Source organism: Brevibacterium sp. UCMA 11752 (assembly GCF_021532235.1).
In the GTDB taxonomy this organism is placed as follows: Bacteria; Actinomycetota; Actinomycetes; order Actinomycetales; family Brevibacteriaceae; genus Brevibacterium; species Brevibacterium antiquum.
The window spans coordinates 2,799,738-2,815,020 of sequence record NZ_JACBOS010000003.1 but is presented as its reverse complement, the minus strand read 5'-3'; the positions used below and the strand labels follow the sequence as shown (position 1 = coordinate 2,815,020).

General features: G+C 64.0%; 11 protein-coding genes. 5 read left to right on the top strand and 6 right to left on the bottom strand.

Features of this window, described 5'->3' with window-relative positions; translation table 11 throughout:
- Nucleotides 1-28: 28 nt before the first annotated feature.
- Complete coding sequence (locus tag HU144_RS12485; RefSeq protein WP_235351588.1) at nucleotides 29-616, top strand: TetR/AcrR family transcriptional regulator; 588 nt, start codon at nucleotides 29-31, stop codon at nucleotides 614-616.
- A complete protein-coding gene (locus tag HU144_RS12480) occupies nucleotides 613-2,679 on the top strand; it encodes an acyl-CoA dehydrogenase family protein (RefSeq protein WP_235351587.1) in 2,067 nt (688 codons plus the stop codon). The genes HU144_RS12485 and HU144_RS12480 overlap by 4 nt, the downstream gene beginning before the upstream one ends.
- 155 nt (nucleotides 2,680-2,834) lie before the next feature.
- Here HU144_RS12480 and metX read toward each other — a convergent pair whose 3' ends face one another.
- The 6 genes from metX to HU144_RS12450 all read right to left on the bottom strand — a co-directional run bounded on the left by metX (nucleotide 2,835) and on the right by HU144_RS12450 (nucleotide 12,764).
- Nucleotides 2,835-3,869 carry a homoserine O-acetyltransferase MetX gene (gene metX / locus HU144_RS12475; protein WP_235351586.1) on the bottom strand — a complete coding sequence of 345 codons (1,035 nt, stop codon included), beginning with the start codon at nucleotides 3,867-3,869 and terminating at the stop codon, nucleotides 2,835-2,837.
- Between the two features lies 1 nt (nucleotide 3,870).
- Nucleotides 3,871-5,193, bottom strand: a complete 1,323-nt coding sequence (locus tag HU144_RS12470) for an O-acetylhomoserine aminocarboxypropyltransferase/cysteine synthase family protein (protein WP_235351585.1) — start codon at nucleotides 5,191-5,193, stop codon at nucleotides 3,871-3,873.
- A gap of 149 nt (nucleotides 5,194-5,342) precedes the next feature.
- The gene (locus tag HU144_RS12465) at nucleotides 5,343-8,711 is read right to left on the bottom strand and encodes an error-prone DNA polymerase (protein ID WP_235351584.1); all 3,369 of its coding nucleotides are present in this window, start codon (nucleotides 8,709-8,711) and stop codon (nucleotides 5,343-5,345) included.
- Entirely contained in the window at nucleotides 8,711-10,378 is a 1,668-nt protein-coding gene (locus HU144_RS12460) for a DNA polymerase Y family protein (protein WP_235351583.1), read from the bottom strand. The genes HU144_RS12465 and HU144_RS12460 overlap by 1 nt, the downstream gene beginning before the upstream one ends.
- Nucleotides 10,368-11,048 carry a DNA recombination/repair protein RecA gene (locus HU144_RS12455; protein ID WP_235351582.1) on the bottom strand — a complete coding sequence of 227 codons (681 nt, stop codon included), beginning with the start codon at nucleotides 11,046-11,048 and terminating at the stop codon, nucleotides 10,368-10,370. The genes HU144_RS12460 and HU144_RS12455 overlap by 11 nt, the downstream gene beginning before the upstream one ends.
- A 39-nt stretch (nucleotides 11,049-11,087) precedes the next feature.
- Nucleotides 11,088-12,764 (bottom strand): HNH endonuclease signature motif containing protein, encoded by a 1,677-nt coding sequence (locus tag HU144_RS12450; protein ID WP_235351581.1) that lies wholly within the window; start codon nucleotides 12,762-12,764, stop codon nucleotides 11,088-11,090.
- 263 nt (nucleotides 12,765-13,027) lie between these two features.
- Between HU144_RS12450 and HU144_RS12445 the strand changes: the two genes are divergently transcribed.
- The 3 genes from HU144_RS12445 (at nucleotide 13,028) to HU144_RS12435 (ending at nucleotide 15,243) form a co-directional block, all read left to right on the top strand.
- On the top strand, nucleotides 13,028-13,732 hold the full coding sequence (locus HU144_RS12445; protein ID WP_235351580.1) for a class I SAM-dependent methyltransferase: 705 nt from the start codon (nucleotides 13,028-13,030) through the stop codon (nucleotides 13,730-13,732).
- Between the two features lie 176 nt (nucleotides 13,733-13,908).
- The gene (locus tag HU144_RS12440) at nucleotides 13,909-14,373 is read left to right on the top strand and encodes a tRNA (cytidine(34)-2'-O)-methyltransferase (protein ID WP_235351579.1); all 465 of its coding nucleotides are present in this window, start codon (nucleotides 13,909-13,911) and stop codon (nucleotides 14,371-14,373) included.
- Between the two features lie 45 nt (nucleotides 14,374-14,418).
- Entirely contained in the window at nucleotides 14,419-15,243 is an 825-nt protein-coding gene (locus HU144_RS12435) for a PfkB family carbohydrate kinase (protein WP_235351578.1), read from the top strand.
- Nucleotides 15,244-15,283 lie beyond the last annotated feature (40 nt).

The following is a 15,283-nucleotide window of genomic DNA, read 5'->3' as shown; positions in this document are numbered from 1 at the left end:
ACCGACAGTACCTGATACCGTCTGTCACATGAAATCGCTCACAGACGGTCGGTCCACTCGGTGGCAGCAGCATCGCGACCACAGGCGCCACGAGCTGCTGCGGGCCGTCCGGCATGTCGTCGATGAGCACGGCGACGAACTGTCGATGGAGCAGATCTCAGAGCATTCGGGCACAACGAAGTCAGTGCTCTACCGGTATTTCACGGATCGTGCCGGACTGCAGGCGGCAATGGGCGAATGGGCGATGGATGTCATCTCCAAGTCACTCGATGACGCAACAGCAGCCTCGGCGCAGGATGCACTGACGAAGATGATCCACGCCTTCGTCGCGCTCGCCGCAGAATCACCGAATATCTACCGATTCTGCGATACAGCGGTCAATCGCTTCGCACCGACGCAGACCGGTGGGTTCTTCAACTCGATCGCCGGGCTCCTCGCCGAACGGCTTGGCCTTGAGGGCACTCAGGGACAGCTGTGGGCAGCAGGTGCGATCGGATTCGTGCGCGCCGCGACCGAGAACTGGCTGGCCGATCCCAGCCGCCCCGATGAATTCGCCACCGCAATCAGTCAATGGCTCTGGGCCTCGCTGCCCGCAAAACTAGGAGTAGACGAATGAAGCTTTCCCTTGATCCACAGGCGATCAACACCGCCCTCGACGGCCAGTGGGCCGAGGCTCGACGCCAGGGGCGCACCCTGGCACTCGAAGAGATCACCCATGAAGACCCTGCCGATGACCTCGAGACCACCCGAGCCAAGACGCTGGCCGGAGTGAAGCTCATGGCTGGCACCGGACTGCCGATGGTGGCCTTGCCACCCTCACTCGGCGGACGCAACCAGCATGCGACCAATATCGCCAGCTTCGAGGAGACCGTCACCGCCTCCCCCAGTCTCCAGGTCAAGGCAGGAGTCCAGTTCGGACTCTTCGGCGGAGCGATCCTGCACCTGGGCAATCCCGAACAGCACGATGCTTGGCTGGTCGCGGCACAGCAGGGTGAACTTCTGGGATCCTTCGCGATGACGGAGATCGGTCACGGCTCAGACGTTGCCGCGGTCGGCACCACAGCGACCTATGTTGCCGAGAGCGAAGAATTCGTCATCGACACACCGTTTCGGGCCGCGACCAAGGAATTCATCGGCAATGCCGCTCGTGATGCACGTGCCGCGGTCGTCTTCGCCCAGCTCATCACCGGCGGAGTCAATCATGGTGTGCATGCGTTCTTCGTGCCGATCCGTGATGAAGACGGAGATATCCTGTCGGGCATCAGCATCGAAGATGACGGCTACAAGGGCGGGCTCAAGGGCGTCGATAACGGCCGGATCGTCTTCGAACAGGTTCGCATTCCTCGATTCAATCTTCTCGATCGCTACGGCGCTGTGAATGCCGCGGGCGAGTACACCTCCCCCATCGACTCCCCCGGACGTCGCTTCTTCACGATGCTCGGAACCCTCGTCCAAGGCCGCGTTTCTCTCGACGGTGCGGCCATCGTGGCCTCGAAGCTGGCGCTCGACATCGCCGTGCGCTACGGGCTCGAACGCAAACAGTTCACCACTGTCGATGACATCAACGAGACCACCCTGCTGGACTATCAGCAGCACCAGCGCCGCCTCATGCCGGCCATCGCCTCGGTCTACGCCTCGGCCTTCGCCCACGAGAAGCTGCTCACCTCGTTCGAGGAAGTCTTCTCCGGGGCCGACGAGAGCGAGGAGAATCGGGCTCTGCTCGAAACCCGAGCCGCGGCGTTCAAAGCTGACACGACATGGATGGCCCTCGACGTCATCCAAGAGGCGAGGGAAGCCTGCGGCGGCGCCGGCTACATGGCCGAGAACCGCCTGGTGGGGCTGCGCGCCGACCTCGACATCTACGCCACGTTCGAAGGCGACAACACGGTGCTCCTGCAGCTGGCAGCCAAGCGCCTCCTCGGCGACTATGCGAAGGAATTCGCGAACATCGACGTCGGCGGTGCCGCCCGCTACATCGGCACCCAGGCGGCAGAGCACACGCTCTACCGCACCGGACTGGCCAATGCGGGACTCGCCATCTCCGACGTATTCACTCCCAACCTCGGCGAGAAGCGGATCCGCTCGGGCCGCCTGCAGCGCTCGCTTCTCGAGACCCGGCTCGAAGTCATGGTCTCCGGACTCGCCCAGGCGCTGCGGCCGGCGATGAAGATGTCAGCCGCCGATGCCGCGGACCTGTTCAACTCCAATCAGCATGAGTTCATCGAGATGGCCCGTGCCTACGTCGAGTTGGAGAAGTGGAAGGCCCTCGACGAGGCGATGAGGGAGCAGCAGGACCCTGACCAGAACAAGCTGTTCCGACGCCTGCGCGACACCTACGGTCTCAGCCTCATCGAGAAGCACGTGGGCTGGCACCTCATGTACGGTCGTCTGCCGATGCTGCGCGCCCGGCAGCTCAACGAGACGCTGAATCGCCTGTGCGAGAAGCTGTCTGCCAACGCCTTGGACCTGGTGGACGCATTCGGCTATGGCGATGATCACCGCCGCGCCACGATCGCGACCGGTGTCGAGGCCGAGCGACAGGACGAAGCCGCTGACTACTACCGTCACTCCCGTGCGCAGGTGGACTATGCGGTGCCGGAGAAGCAGCTGCGCAAGGCAGAGAAGGCAGCGCGGAAGGCGGCGGAGAAGGACGGACGCAAGGCGAAAGCTGGAAAGTAGAAGCCCTGACAGGCAGTGAATCCTGACAGGTAGGTGAGAGGGCCGTGCGGCGAATCAGCCGCACGGCCCTCTCACCTTGAGCCCGGGGCTGTGTCCAGCACTATGGGATGCGTTTGAACGCATTTGGACGCGTGTTTGAATACGCTTGGACGCGTTCAGGCGCGGAGAAAGTCCGTCAGCGCCGCCGAGACCGCCGCTGTCTCCGTGAGGAAACCGTCGTGACCGACCTCGGATTCGATGACGTGATGGCTGACCGCTCCGGGCAGATTCTGCGCGAGCAGTTCGACCTGAGCGGTCGGGAACAGCCGATCGGAGGAGACTGAGACGACGAGGTTGTCGGTGCATGCATCGGCCAATGCAGTCGCTAAGTCCTGTGAGCGACCGGTGCGCACGTCGTGATCGCGCAGGGCGCGAGACAGCACGACGTAGCTGTGTGGGTCAAATCGGGCGGTGAGCTTCTTCGCCTGGTAGTCGAGGTACGAAGTGACCTCATGATAGTCAGGCGATCTGCGTCGGCTGGAGAACCGGTGGTTGAGCTCCGCATCATTGCGGTAGGTCAGGTGGGCGATCTGGCGGGCCAGGCCCAACCCTTGTGCAGGGAAGGCGCCGACCGCGGTGTAGTCACCGGAATAGTAGTCGGGGTCGAGTTCGATCGCGCGTTCCTGCATCATCGCCCAGGCGATCTGATCGGCTTCGCAGAAGGCCGGTGCTGCGATGATCGCGCACTTATTCACCTTGCGTCGATCAAGGAGTGCGAATTCGAGGGCTCTGGCTCCGCCCATCGATCCGCCGATGACGGCATACCAGGAGTCGATGCCGAGGATCTGAGTGAGATTGTGTTCCAGTCGGGCCATATCGCGGATTGTGACCGCAGGGAATCGTGATCCGTAGGGCAGACCGTCGTCATAGACAGACTGCGGACCGGTGGTTCCCGAGCACCCGCCGAGCGAATTCGCACACACCACGAAGTATTCGTCCGTGTCGATCGCCTCGCCCGGACCGACGATTCCTGACCACCATTCGGTGACGCTGGTATCGCCGGTCAGGGCGTGTTCGACCAGGATCGCATTGCTGCGGTCCGTGTTGAGTGTGCCGAAGGTCTCATAGGCGACTTCGACAGTCCCGAACGTGTGTCCGGATTCTGTGACGAAGCCCAGAATTCGCTCGACGGAAGTGCTCTGGGTAGTCATGTCAGGCGGCGGCCGATGCCTTCGCTGCGGCAGCGGCGAAGCCCTTGTCGATGTCGGCGATGATGTCGTCGCTGCCTTCGAGTCCCACGGACAGACGCACGAAGGCGGGGTTCACGCCGGCGGCGATCTGTGCCTCTTCGTCCAGCTGGGCATGGGTCGTTGATGCCGGGTGGATGACCAGCGAGCGGACGTCGCCGATATTGGCTACGTGTGAGTGCAGTTCAAGCGCATTGACGAATGCCACAGCGGCGTCGAAGCCTCCGGCGATGTCGAAGCCGAGGACCGATCCGACACCGTTCGGCAGGTACTTCTTGGCTTTGTCGTGCCAGGGGCTGGACTCGAGTCCGGCGAAGGCGACCCGGCTGACCTGTTCGTGGTTCTCGAGGTAGGAAGCAACCTTGTTCGCGTTCTCGACATGGCGGTCGATGCGCAGGCTCAGGGTTTCGATTCCCTGGGCGATGAGGAATGCATTGAACGGGCTGGCAGCCGGTCCGAGGTCGCGCAGGCCCTGCACACGGGCCTTGAGGCCGAAGGAGACGTTTGCTCCGAACGGCGAATCCGCGCCGAGATCGCGAGCGTAGACCAGACCGTTGTAGGACTCATCCGGGGTGTTGAACCCGGGGAACTTCTCCGGCTGCGTGCCGTAGTCGAAGTTTCCGCTGTCGATGACGACACCGGCGATCGAGTTGCCGTGTCCGCCGAGGTACTTCGTGGCCGAGTGGAGGACGACGTCGGCACCGTGCTCGATCGGACGCACCAGGTAGGGGGTGGCCAGGGTGTTGTCGGTGAAGAGCGGAACACCTGCCTCGTGGGCGATGTCGGCCACAGCGGCAATGTCGAGGACATCGGAGCGGGGGTTGGAGACAACCTCGGCGAAGAAGAGCTTGGTGTTGTCCTGCACTGCTGACTTCCATCCATCGAAGTCATCGACGTCGACGAACGTGGTCTCGATGCCCAGCTTGCGCAGGGTCACGTGAAGCAGGTTGTAGGTTCCGCCGTAGAGGCTGGAGCTGGCCACAATGTGGTCACCGGCCTCAGCGATGTTCGTGATCGCCAGCAGAGCTGCTGACTGTCCCGATGCTGTGAGTACGGCGTGGACGCCGCCTTCGAGGTCGGCGATGCGGTTCTCGACTACCTCAGTGGTCGGGTTGGTGATGCGGGTGTAGATGGGGCCGAGCTCGGCGAGTGCGAAGCGATTCGCGGCCGTCTCATTGCTGTCGAAGACGAACGAGGTCGTCTGGTGGATGGGCAGCGCGCGGGATCCGGTGACCGGATCGGGTGTCTGACCGGCGTGGATCTGGCGGGTTTCGAATGACTGAGCCATGATGTCTCCTTCGGATGCGACGGGTTCGCCCGCAATCGTCCATGCGGGTGGTGCGAGTGGTGATGGCTCTACTCTCATGGACTCTGTGACTTCCCCGATGCGATCTCGTCATCTTCGTGTCATGTGTCGTCATGTTCCGTCACACATCATCAGCGGAAGTTGCGGGCCTTGGTCGGCAGCTGCACCTCGAGCGGGATGAGCTTGTGGGCGTAGAGGCTCACGACCTCTCCCCCGCGTTGGATCAGCCCGGTGACCACGAGTGCGTTGCGCGAGGTCGCGATCGGCCGGAACCGTTTCATCAGCCCGGCCGTGGCGACGACGTTGAGCATCCCGAACTCGTCCTCGAGGTTGATGAAGGTGATCCCCGAGGCGGTGGCCGGGCGCTGTCGGTGTGTGACGATGGCGGCCACCGTCATCCGGGTCCCGTCCGCAGCCGCTGCGGCATCCGCCGTCGAAGCATAGCCCCGTTCGATCAGGGACGCTCGCAGGATCTCGGTCGGGTATCCGTCGACGGTGATCCCGGTGGAGAAGAGTTCGGCCAGGGTCGTGTCGAAGGCATCCATGGTCGGCAGGCTCGGCGCCGAGGAGATCGTGGCAGTTCCAGGGAGCACGCCCGGGTGCGCTCCCGCGACGCCTCCGGCCAACCACAGTGCCTGTCTGCGGTCGAGGTCGAAGCTGCTCAGTGCTCCTGCGGTGGCGAGCCCTTCGAGTGCCTGCTTTCCGATTCCGGTTCTCTCTGCCAGGTCCGTCACCGAGGTGAACGGTGCGTTCGCGCGTTCGGTCTCGATCACCTCGGCGAAGGAGCCGACATGGGACACCGAGTCCAGACCCAATCGGATCCCGAACTCGCCCGAGGTCTCGACGCGCTCCAGATCGCTGCCGGCCATCGAGTGGCGGATGTCCACAGGCAGGATCTTCACACCGTGACGGCGGGCGTCGGCGACGAGGGACTGCGGTGAGTAGAAGCCCATCGGCTGACTGCGCAGCAGGCCCACGGTGAACGCAGCATGGTGATGGTATTTGAACCAGGCCGACTGGTAGACCAGGTTCGCGAAGCTGATCGCATGTGATTCGGGGAACCCGTAGTTGGCGAATGCGGCAATCGTGGAGAAGATGGACTCCGCGGTCTCCTCGTCGACGCCCTTGGCTGCGGCCCCGGCCTGGAATTTCGCCGCCAGTTCGGTCATCCGCTTCTCTGACCGCCGCGATCCCATGGCCTGCCGCAGCTGGTCGGCATCGGCTCCGGTGAAGCCGCCGACGTCGATGGCCATCTGCATGAGCTGCTCTTGGAACAGCGGCACCCCGTAGGTCTTGGCCAGGGACTTCTCCAGCAGTGGGTGGAGGTATTCGACCTCGTCAAGGCCCTGCCGTCTGCGGATGTAGGGGTGGACGGACCCGCCCTGGATGGGGCCGGGCCGAATGAGTGCGACCTGAACGGCGAGATCGTAGAACGTCTCCGGACGCAGGCGAGGCAGGGTCGCCAGCTGGGCTCGCGATTCGACCTGGAAGACACCCACCGCATCGGCCTTCTGCAGCATCTTGTAGACGCGATCGTCCTCATCGTCGATGTGGGCGCGTTCGATGAGCTCACCCGTATGCCGATGGACCAGATCGACCATCTCGTGCAGCGCTGTGAGCATGCCCAACCCCAGCAGGTCGAACTTCACCAGGTCCATGGCCGCGCAGTCGTCCTTGTCCCATTGGACGACGGTGCGATGGCCCATCGTGGCCTTCTCGATCGGAACGACCTCACCGATGGGACGGTCGGCAAGGATCATGCCGCCGGAGTGAATGCCCAGGTGACGGGGTGAGCCCAGGAGGTCACCGGCGATTCTGAGCACCGGGGCCGGGACCGGGGAATCCTCGGCCTCGGGCAGGGTCGACCAACGATTGCTGGTCTTGGAGAACGCATCCTGCTGGCCCGGTTCGTAGCCGAGGCTGAAGGCCGCGTCCCGGATCGCCGACTTCGCCCGGTAGGTGATGACGTTGGCGACCTGAGCGGCCCGTTCCCGGCCGAAATGGTCATAGACGTATTGGATGACCTCCTCCCGCCTGCCCGATTCGATGTCGATGTCGATGTCCGGATACCCCTTGCGATCCGGTGAGAGGAAGCGGTCGAAGAGAAGTTCGTGCTTGACCGCGTCGACGGCGGTGATGTCGAGGACATAGCAGACCGCGGAGTTCGCCGCCGAGCCCCTCCCTTGGCAGAAGATCGCCACCCGATGGCAGAACTCGGTGATGTCATAGACGATGAGGAAGTACCCGCAGAACCCCAGTTCCGCGATCATGTTCATCTCCCGATCGAGCTGCGCCCACGCCTTCGGGTTCGCAGCCCGGGATCCGTAGCGCTTCGCGCCGCGATCCTCGATGAGCTCGCGCAGATACTCTTCGGCCCCAAGCGCATCGGGCATCGGAGCACGCGGCAGATCCGGACGGGCGGAGCCCAGGACGAAGGAGCATTCCCTGCCGATGGCCACCGCGTTCTCCAAGGCCTGCCGAGGGAAGCGTGCGGCCATCTCCTCGCCCGTATGGATCCGGGCATTCGCCGTCGCCGGCAGCCACCCGGCCAGCTCGTCGAGGGACAGCCGAGACCTCACCGAGGCCCTCACCTGCGCGGACTTCCATTGCGCCCGGGTAGCGAAGTGCACGCTGTTGCTGGCCACGACCGGCAGTTTGGTCCGCTGTGCAAGCTCGCCGAGGTGGCGCAGCCGTTCATCGTCATCCGGGGTTCCGTCCCGGCTGAGTTCGACCGCGATCCGCTCGCGTCCGAAGAGCGCGATGAGCTCGCGCAGGGCTCCGAGCCCACCATCAGGATCGTTCAGGGCTCGGCGCAGAGGGCCTTTGCGACAGCCGGTGAGGATCGTCCAGTCCCCGCTCATCGCGGCCAGCTCTTCGAGACCGAACACCGGCCGGTTCTTCTCCCCTGCCAGATTGGCTCCGGTGATGGCCATCGACAGTCGGTGGTATCCCTCGACTCCGCGGGCAAGGACCAGAAGGTGGGTGGCATCGGGATCGGTCTGGCCGGGGATCTTCTCCTCCAACCCCACGGACAGCTCCGCGCCGAAGACGGTGGGCAGCCCCACCTCGGCGGCGGCATGGGCGAACCGCACCGCACCGTAGAGACCGTTGTGATCGGTCAGCGCCAAGGACGTCAGCCCCGCGGCCGCACCTGCGGCCACGAGCTCCTCCGGGTCGGAGGCCCCGTCGAGGAAGCTGAACTGGGAGTGCACATGCAGCTCGGCCCACTCGACGGTCGAAGTGCGCAGAATGGGCCCCTGGCCAGGCCCCGAATACCGGCCGACACCATCGGAGCCGCCTGGACCCACCGAGACCTGATGGCGGTCTGGTCGGGAGAAGGCGGGCGCGTCGGATCCGTCGGCGTGTTCGTCAACCGTCTGCCTGTCGGCGACCTGCCTGTCGGCGACCTGCCTGTCGGCGACCTGTTTGCGGCTGGCCTGTTTGCCCTCCAGCCGCTGAGCCAGCTGGGACCAGGGGGTGCGCGGATTCGAGAAGCCCATCAGCGGTACCGTCCGGTGATGTACCACTGGCCGTTCTCTTTGCTCAGCAGCAGTGCCTGCCCCGAGTCGGTGACGACCTGCAGCCGGGTCCGGTAGATGGCTTTCGTCGGATCCCACCAACCGGATTCGACGGGCCAGGAGCCCGAATAGTCAATGACCGCCTCGGCGGTTCCGGTGGGAAAGCGGATCGCATACGGCGCCGATTCCAGGCCAGCGGGACGTGCTCCCACCGGTCGGCCTCCCGCGGCGAGCACGTCGACGGGCAGACGTTCGACTGTCGTCGGTCGGGGTGCGTGCAGTGCCCCGGGCCAAGGTGCGCCGGGGCTGCGCACAGGTGATGCCGTTTGCTGCCACGGTGTCCACAGGTTCGTCTCGGCCGGATCCCATCCGCCCTGCAGACCCGGGACCAGGACCGAATCGGGACCGAACAGTCCCTGCAGTCGCTCCAGCGTGTGGGTGACCTGTCCGGTGTTCTCATCGAACAGGCTCTTCGTCGCACCGATGGGGGTGGTCAGCTCCGCGGCCACGAGGCCCAGAGCGATGACCCCCTCTTCGGAGAAGTCTTCCGGGTCGGGACCGGGCTCGTCGGGAGCCGGGACCTCCCTGTCCCTGCGGACAGGCGGTGTGTCCTTCCGGGACGTGGCCGGTCCCTTTCGAGCGGCGCCTGCCAACCATCCCTCTGCCTGCCACCGCAGACGATCGGCGATGGTGTTCTCGTTCATGTCCTCGATCCGCCACGTCCGCTTCGAGGACTGCCCTGAGACAGCGATGAGCTCGATTGTGATCTGCGTGCACACGAGCCCTCGGCGCCGCACTGTCGTCAGCAGGTCGGCGGCGAGCTGGCGGGTCAGGAATCCCAAAGTGTCGCTGCGGGTGGTCGGCGTGTCCAGACCGAGTTCGACATTGAGTCGTTCCTCCCGGACATGATCATTCAGCGGCGTCCACTCGGTTCCTGTGGCCAGATCGTGCGCGCGCTTGCCCAGTGCCCCGAATCGTGAGTTCACGTCCCGCGCGTCGATTTCGGCCAGATCCCCCAGGGTTCGCAGACCCAGCTGGGTGAAGGTATCGATGAGTTCGGTCGCGCCTGCCCCGACGTATTCGAGGGTGCTGATCGGCTGAGCGGCCAAGAACTCCGCGGTCTCCCCTGGCTCGACCCGACGCGCCTGTCCTGCGGCGAGGACTGCCGCGAACACGGTGTCGGCAATGCCGGGGAAGAACTCCCACCCGGTGACCGATACGAGTGCTGAGATCAGCGCCTCCACGGCGCTGGGCTCATCGTCATAGCCGTGTTTGAGTGAGTCGAGGGGAATGGCGAGCGTGCCGGGGCTGAGCAGAGTGAACCGTGCCACGAGTTCCTCGAGCGCTCCGACTCCAGCGGAGAAGTGTCGGTTGTCTGCCTCCTCGTCCCAGGCCACCACATGTGCTTCGGGGCAGCGGTACCCGACCGCGCGTTTGTTGTTGCCCAGAGCGATTCCGGCTGCTCGCGCAGGCGCATTGGCAGCGACCACCTTACCTCCGCTGAGAACCGCCACCGGAGTGCGCGGGCTGAGGTCATGCTCGGTCGCGGCCGCCACCGCGGACCAATCGGGAACGGTCAGAACCAGCGTGCGACGGTCAGTGGTGCCGGTGCGCACAGCCCTGGGCTCAACAGCGGCGTCAGCTGACACTGCGGATCACCGGCCGTTCGAATACACCCTCAGATGGTGAAGCTGCGGGTGCCTCGGCAGGAGTCCCGTCCGGTCCTGGCAACAGGAACCGGTGGATGCCGGTCTGGGATCGGGCCTGCACGAGGCAGGAGCGGAGACGTCCATGGCCGTGTTCCGTGCCCGACCACTGTGTGTCGGTGATCTCGATCTGCTCCGTGCTTCCGGGCATCGACGTCAGACTGATGAGGCTGATCTTACGTTCGCGCACCTTCGCCAGCAGCCGGGCGCGTTCTCCAGCGCTGGGCAGAAAACCCGGGTCGATGACGAGGATATCGAAGGACTCGATGAGGATGGAGGCCACCCGCAGCCAGTCCTCGGCGGGGGTGACGAGGTTGACGAAATGGTCGAGGTCAACGCCCAGATCGGCAATGGACGACACGGCCGGTTCTCCGAGCCCGATGCCGGCGCACCATTTCTGTTCCTGGGTTGCGACGGCGATCGCAGCGAGGGCACAGCTCAAGGACTGGCCTCCGGTCAGTGTCACGATCTCGCCTCTGGGAAGACCGCCTCGGCGAAACATCGGTGCCAGCACCGGATCCACAGCGCGGGGGGCAGGCCCGTCGAACAGAGCAGTGGCCGTGGAGATACCCATCTCCCGGCTGAGCTGTTCAACGAGTGGCACTGCAGACATGACATCCATTATCGAACTAGTGTTCTAAATAGGCAAGATTTACGCAGCGGCATTGTTCGCCCGGGCGTGTCGCCATTCCGCTTCGAACATCCACGCAATGCAATAGTCCAGGCTGAAGCCGTACCCGCCGCCGAGAGTGCTCGGATCCGCTTCGGCTACCGCCTTTTCGGCAACTTTCACCAGCCGCGCCGTGTCGAAGACGTGGCGCCCTCGCCTCCTCTCCTCGAGCGGAAGCAGCTGCGAGCCGTCGGGCAGGAAGAAGGCGAATGCCGCCTGTCCGTCCAGCGTTCCGGCGAAGGGTGCTGAGGTCCGTGAGATATTCAACTCATATTTGTGCACCGCCGTGTGGTGCGTGCGGCAGAGCAGGATGAGATTGTCCAGGTCCGTTGCTCCGCCCTGTGACCACGGACGGATATGGTGAGCGTCGCACCTCCTGCGGGCGCGGCAGCCGGGGAATTGGCATCCCATGTCCCGTGCGCTCAGCGCCAGGCGTTGGCGTCTGCTCACCAGCCTCTTCGAACGGCCGAGCATGAGCACGTCTCCATCGGCGTCCTTGATCGCCCCGCTGATCAGGGCTTCGCAGCTCAGCCGTTCCGCCGTCGCCGAGGTGATGCCTCCGAAGCCGTCAACCCGACAGGTCAGGTCCTTCTTCCCGACCGCAGACGTCCCCGCGGGGACGTCGTCGAGGACAGCATCGGTGGTCTCGTGCTCAGTGGTCTCGTGCTCAGCGACCGCTGTATCGAGGGCACCGAATCTGGTCACCACCTCGGCGGAGGCATGCACGAGCATGCGGGCGCGGTCGACGTCAACGGTGCCGGACGACTCTGCCTGCGGAAACGCATGCACGATCTCCATCAGGCACATGACCTGCGAGATCGGATCGTACGAGGGCCTCTCCTGCTCGTCCCTGTCGACCTCTTCCGCGTCGGACTGCTCCTTCGCGTCAGACTGCTGTTCGAGGACATGCCGAGCAGCGTCGAGCATCGAGGAGAACTCAGCGGCTTCATCCTCGCCCAGGTCGATCGTGATGCGGGTCCGCCCGGGTTCGGTGGTCCGCATACTCACGCTGTCGCTTGGAAGGAAGCGGGGCGGCCCACCGGCCTCGTTCGCGTCGGACAGCTGGAGGTAGTTGCGAGCTATCACACCGATCTGGCTTCCGGTGGAGACATCGGCTAAGCGCAAGGCTTCCTCATCGGGGATCCGCCCCACCAGCCTGGTGACCTCGCGCACCTTGGAGAAGCTGACATTCCCCTCCCCCAGACTCTCCTTGACCTTGGGCATTTCGCGCAGCGCCATCATCACGCGGACGTATTCCCGTGCGGTGTGTGCGCTGACAGCGGCGATGTGCATGACCCACTGAGGCAGCGATGTCACGCCCACCCACTGTGCCCACAGACCTCGGCGTTCGACCTCGTCGATGAGTGCGATGACACGGGCGTGGCAGAAGGCGATGCACGAGATGTTGCGTCGAATGTCGGCAACCAGCTCCTCGGAGGTGAGGTCGCCGAGCCCAGTCCCTGTGTCCGTCTCAGGATCCGCATCCGTCTCACCGCCAGAGCGGTCTCCAGGGCTCGGCTCGGCGTGCGGAGCTTCCACCTGCGCCCTCGAGTCTCTGCCGTAGTCGCTGGGATCGACGCTCATCGATTTGAGAATCTCTGATTCTGAGAACGGATCCGGATAGTCCGAAAATGGATCTGCAACCGTGTTCTCGACCATGGTTCCCACCTTTCCCCTTCGGCCCCTGTGGCCTTTCGGTTCGCGAGTCCCCATGACCTCGAACCATACTTTCACCATAGGAGGCGCCACTGACATGACATCCGGATCATCATGATTCAGTCTGCTGAATCAGCTTGTCATCTTCTAATCTGATTCATATTCGCAAGAACAATGTTCTACAGAATTAGAATCGCCCGAATGTGCAAGCGTCCCCGCGGGGACGCACCAGGCTCAATCGCAGCGTCACACCGTAGGCTGTTCACATGAGCGATGAGACTGATGACGAAACGGTCCTCTCCCGTAGCAGCCCCCAGGATTCGGACCGGGAGGCAGCCACCCGAGACTCCTACGATGCGATCGCCGAGACCTATACGGGCTGGATTGCAGACGAGCTCACGGCCAAGCCACACGATCGAGCAGTTCTCGGTGCCTTTTCGGAGCTCGTGCTCGCCACAGGGGACGCCCAGACGCTGGAGATCGGGTGCGGCCCCGGTCGGATCACCGCATTCCTTGCCGCCCTGGGTCTGACTCCGTCGGGCCTCGACCTCTCCCCCGCCATGATCGCCCTGGCAACGCGCCACTACCCCACCTTCGACTTCGCCACCGGAACCATGACCGCACTGCCGTACGGCGACGACAGCTTCTCCGGACTCCTCGCGTGGTATTCAATCATCCACGTTCCCGATGAGTCCCTGCACACAGTCTTCGCTGAGGCGGCACGAGTACTGCGGCCGGGTGGCCTGTTCCAATTGGCCTTCCAGCTCGGCGATCGAATCGACCATCAGGCGCAGGCCGCCGGCTTCACGGTCGATCTCGACTTCCACCGTCGCTCGATCGATCAGGTGCTCACGGTTCTCGCTGACCACGGCTTCCTCCCCGTGACCCGGCTCGAACGGGAACCGGACCAAGCGGGCCGATTCCCCGAGGCGACACGACAGGGCTACCTGCTCGTCCGCCGGCCAGCCTGACTCCGGTCCCCGGCTCCACCGGATGGGTCCTCGTCGTCGGTGCCGAGACTCCGCACACGTTCGTCACCGACGAAGACGGGTTTGAAGCAGCGCACATCCGCTCTTCCCGCACCTCGAGACCACCTGGCTGGAATGAGAGCCAAAGCGACTTGCGAACGTGACAAAATGGATCTCATATGAACATCGACATCGTCTTCCACACTCCTGAGATCCCCGGCAACACCGGCAACGCCATACGCCTGGCCGCAGTCACGGGGGCCCACCTCCACCTCGTCGAACCCTTGGGCTTCGACCTCTCTGATACGAAGCTGCGTCGTGCGGGACTCGATTATCACGATCTTGCCCACGTCACGGTCCACGCTTCTCTGACGGATCTGTGGAACCACCTCGGCGAGCGTCGGGTCATCGCATTCACCACCCATACGGAGCAGTCCTTCGCCGAGGTGGACTACCGTGACGGTGATGTCCTCCTCTTCGGTCAGGAGTCGACGGGCCTGCCCGAGAGCGTCGTCGATGATGAGCATGTGGACCTGTCCGTGCGCATCCCGATGCTGCCGTCGCGGCGCTCGCTCAATCTCGCCAATTCCGCGTCGATCGCGATCTACGAGGCCTGGCGACAGCAGGGATACGCCGGCGCCTGAACGCGCGTAGACTTCTGCCCGACAGCAATTCCCGAAAGGACCACTATGACCTCCAAAGTGCTCACGATCGCCGGCTCCGATGTCTCAGGCGGAGCAGGGCTCGAAGCTGACCTGAAGATGTTCGAAGAATACGGCGCGTTCGGCACCGCCGCCGTGACCTGCATCGTCACCTTCGACCCGAACGACGGCTTCAGCCACGTCATCGAATTCATCGACCCCGAGGTTGTGACCAGGCAGCTCGAATCGACGCTGGCCGTGCACACGTTCGATGCGATCAAGTCCGGCATGCTCGGGTCCGTGGAGAACGCTCTCGTCCTGGCCGAGAAGCTGAAGACCAATGAGTTGCCCTATGTCTTCGACCCCGTCCTCGTGTGCAAGGGTGCGGGCACGATGGTCGATCTCAAGGATCTCTTCGTCGACAATCTCGTCCCCTTGGCCACCGTCATCACCCCGAACCTCGAGGAGGCCGCGACGCTGGCCAGCATCGATCCGATCGATTCGGTTGAGGGAATGGTCGAGGCCGCGAAGATCATCCACGGTCAGGGCGCCGAAAACGTCGTCGTCAAGGGCGGTGCACGCCTGGCCGGTGATGACGCAATCGACATCCTCTTCGACGGTGAGAGCGTCACGACGCTGCGTTCACGCAAGGTCAATGAGAAGCTCGTCAACGGTGCAGGCTGTTCGTTCGCCTCATCCATCGCCGCTGGCATCGCCACTGGGCTGAGCATTGAGGACGCGGTCGTCTCGGCGAAGGAGAAGGTCGCCCACGGCATCGCGAACTGCCTCGACAATGCCACCGGCGTTGCCTCGCTGTTCCACCCCGCGGCACGGACTCAGCCGTCGCCAGACGTCCGCGTCAGCGTGGACTGACACTGAGCACAGAGCAAAAAAGAACTGCCCCGCACACCAT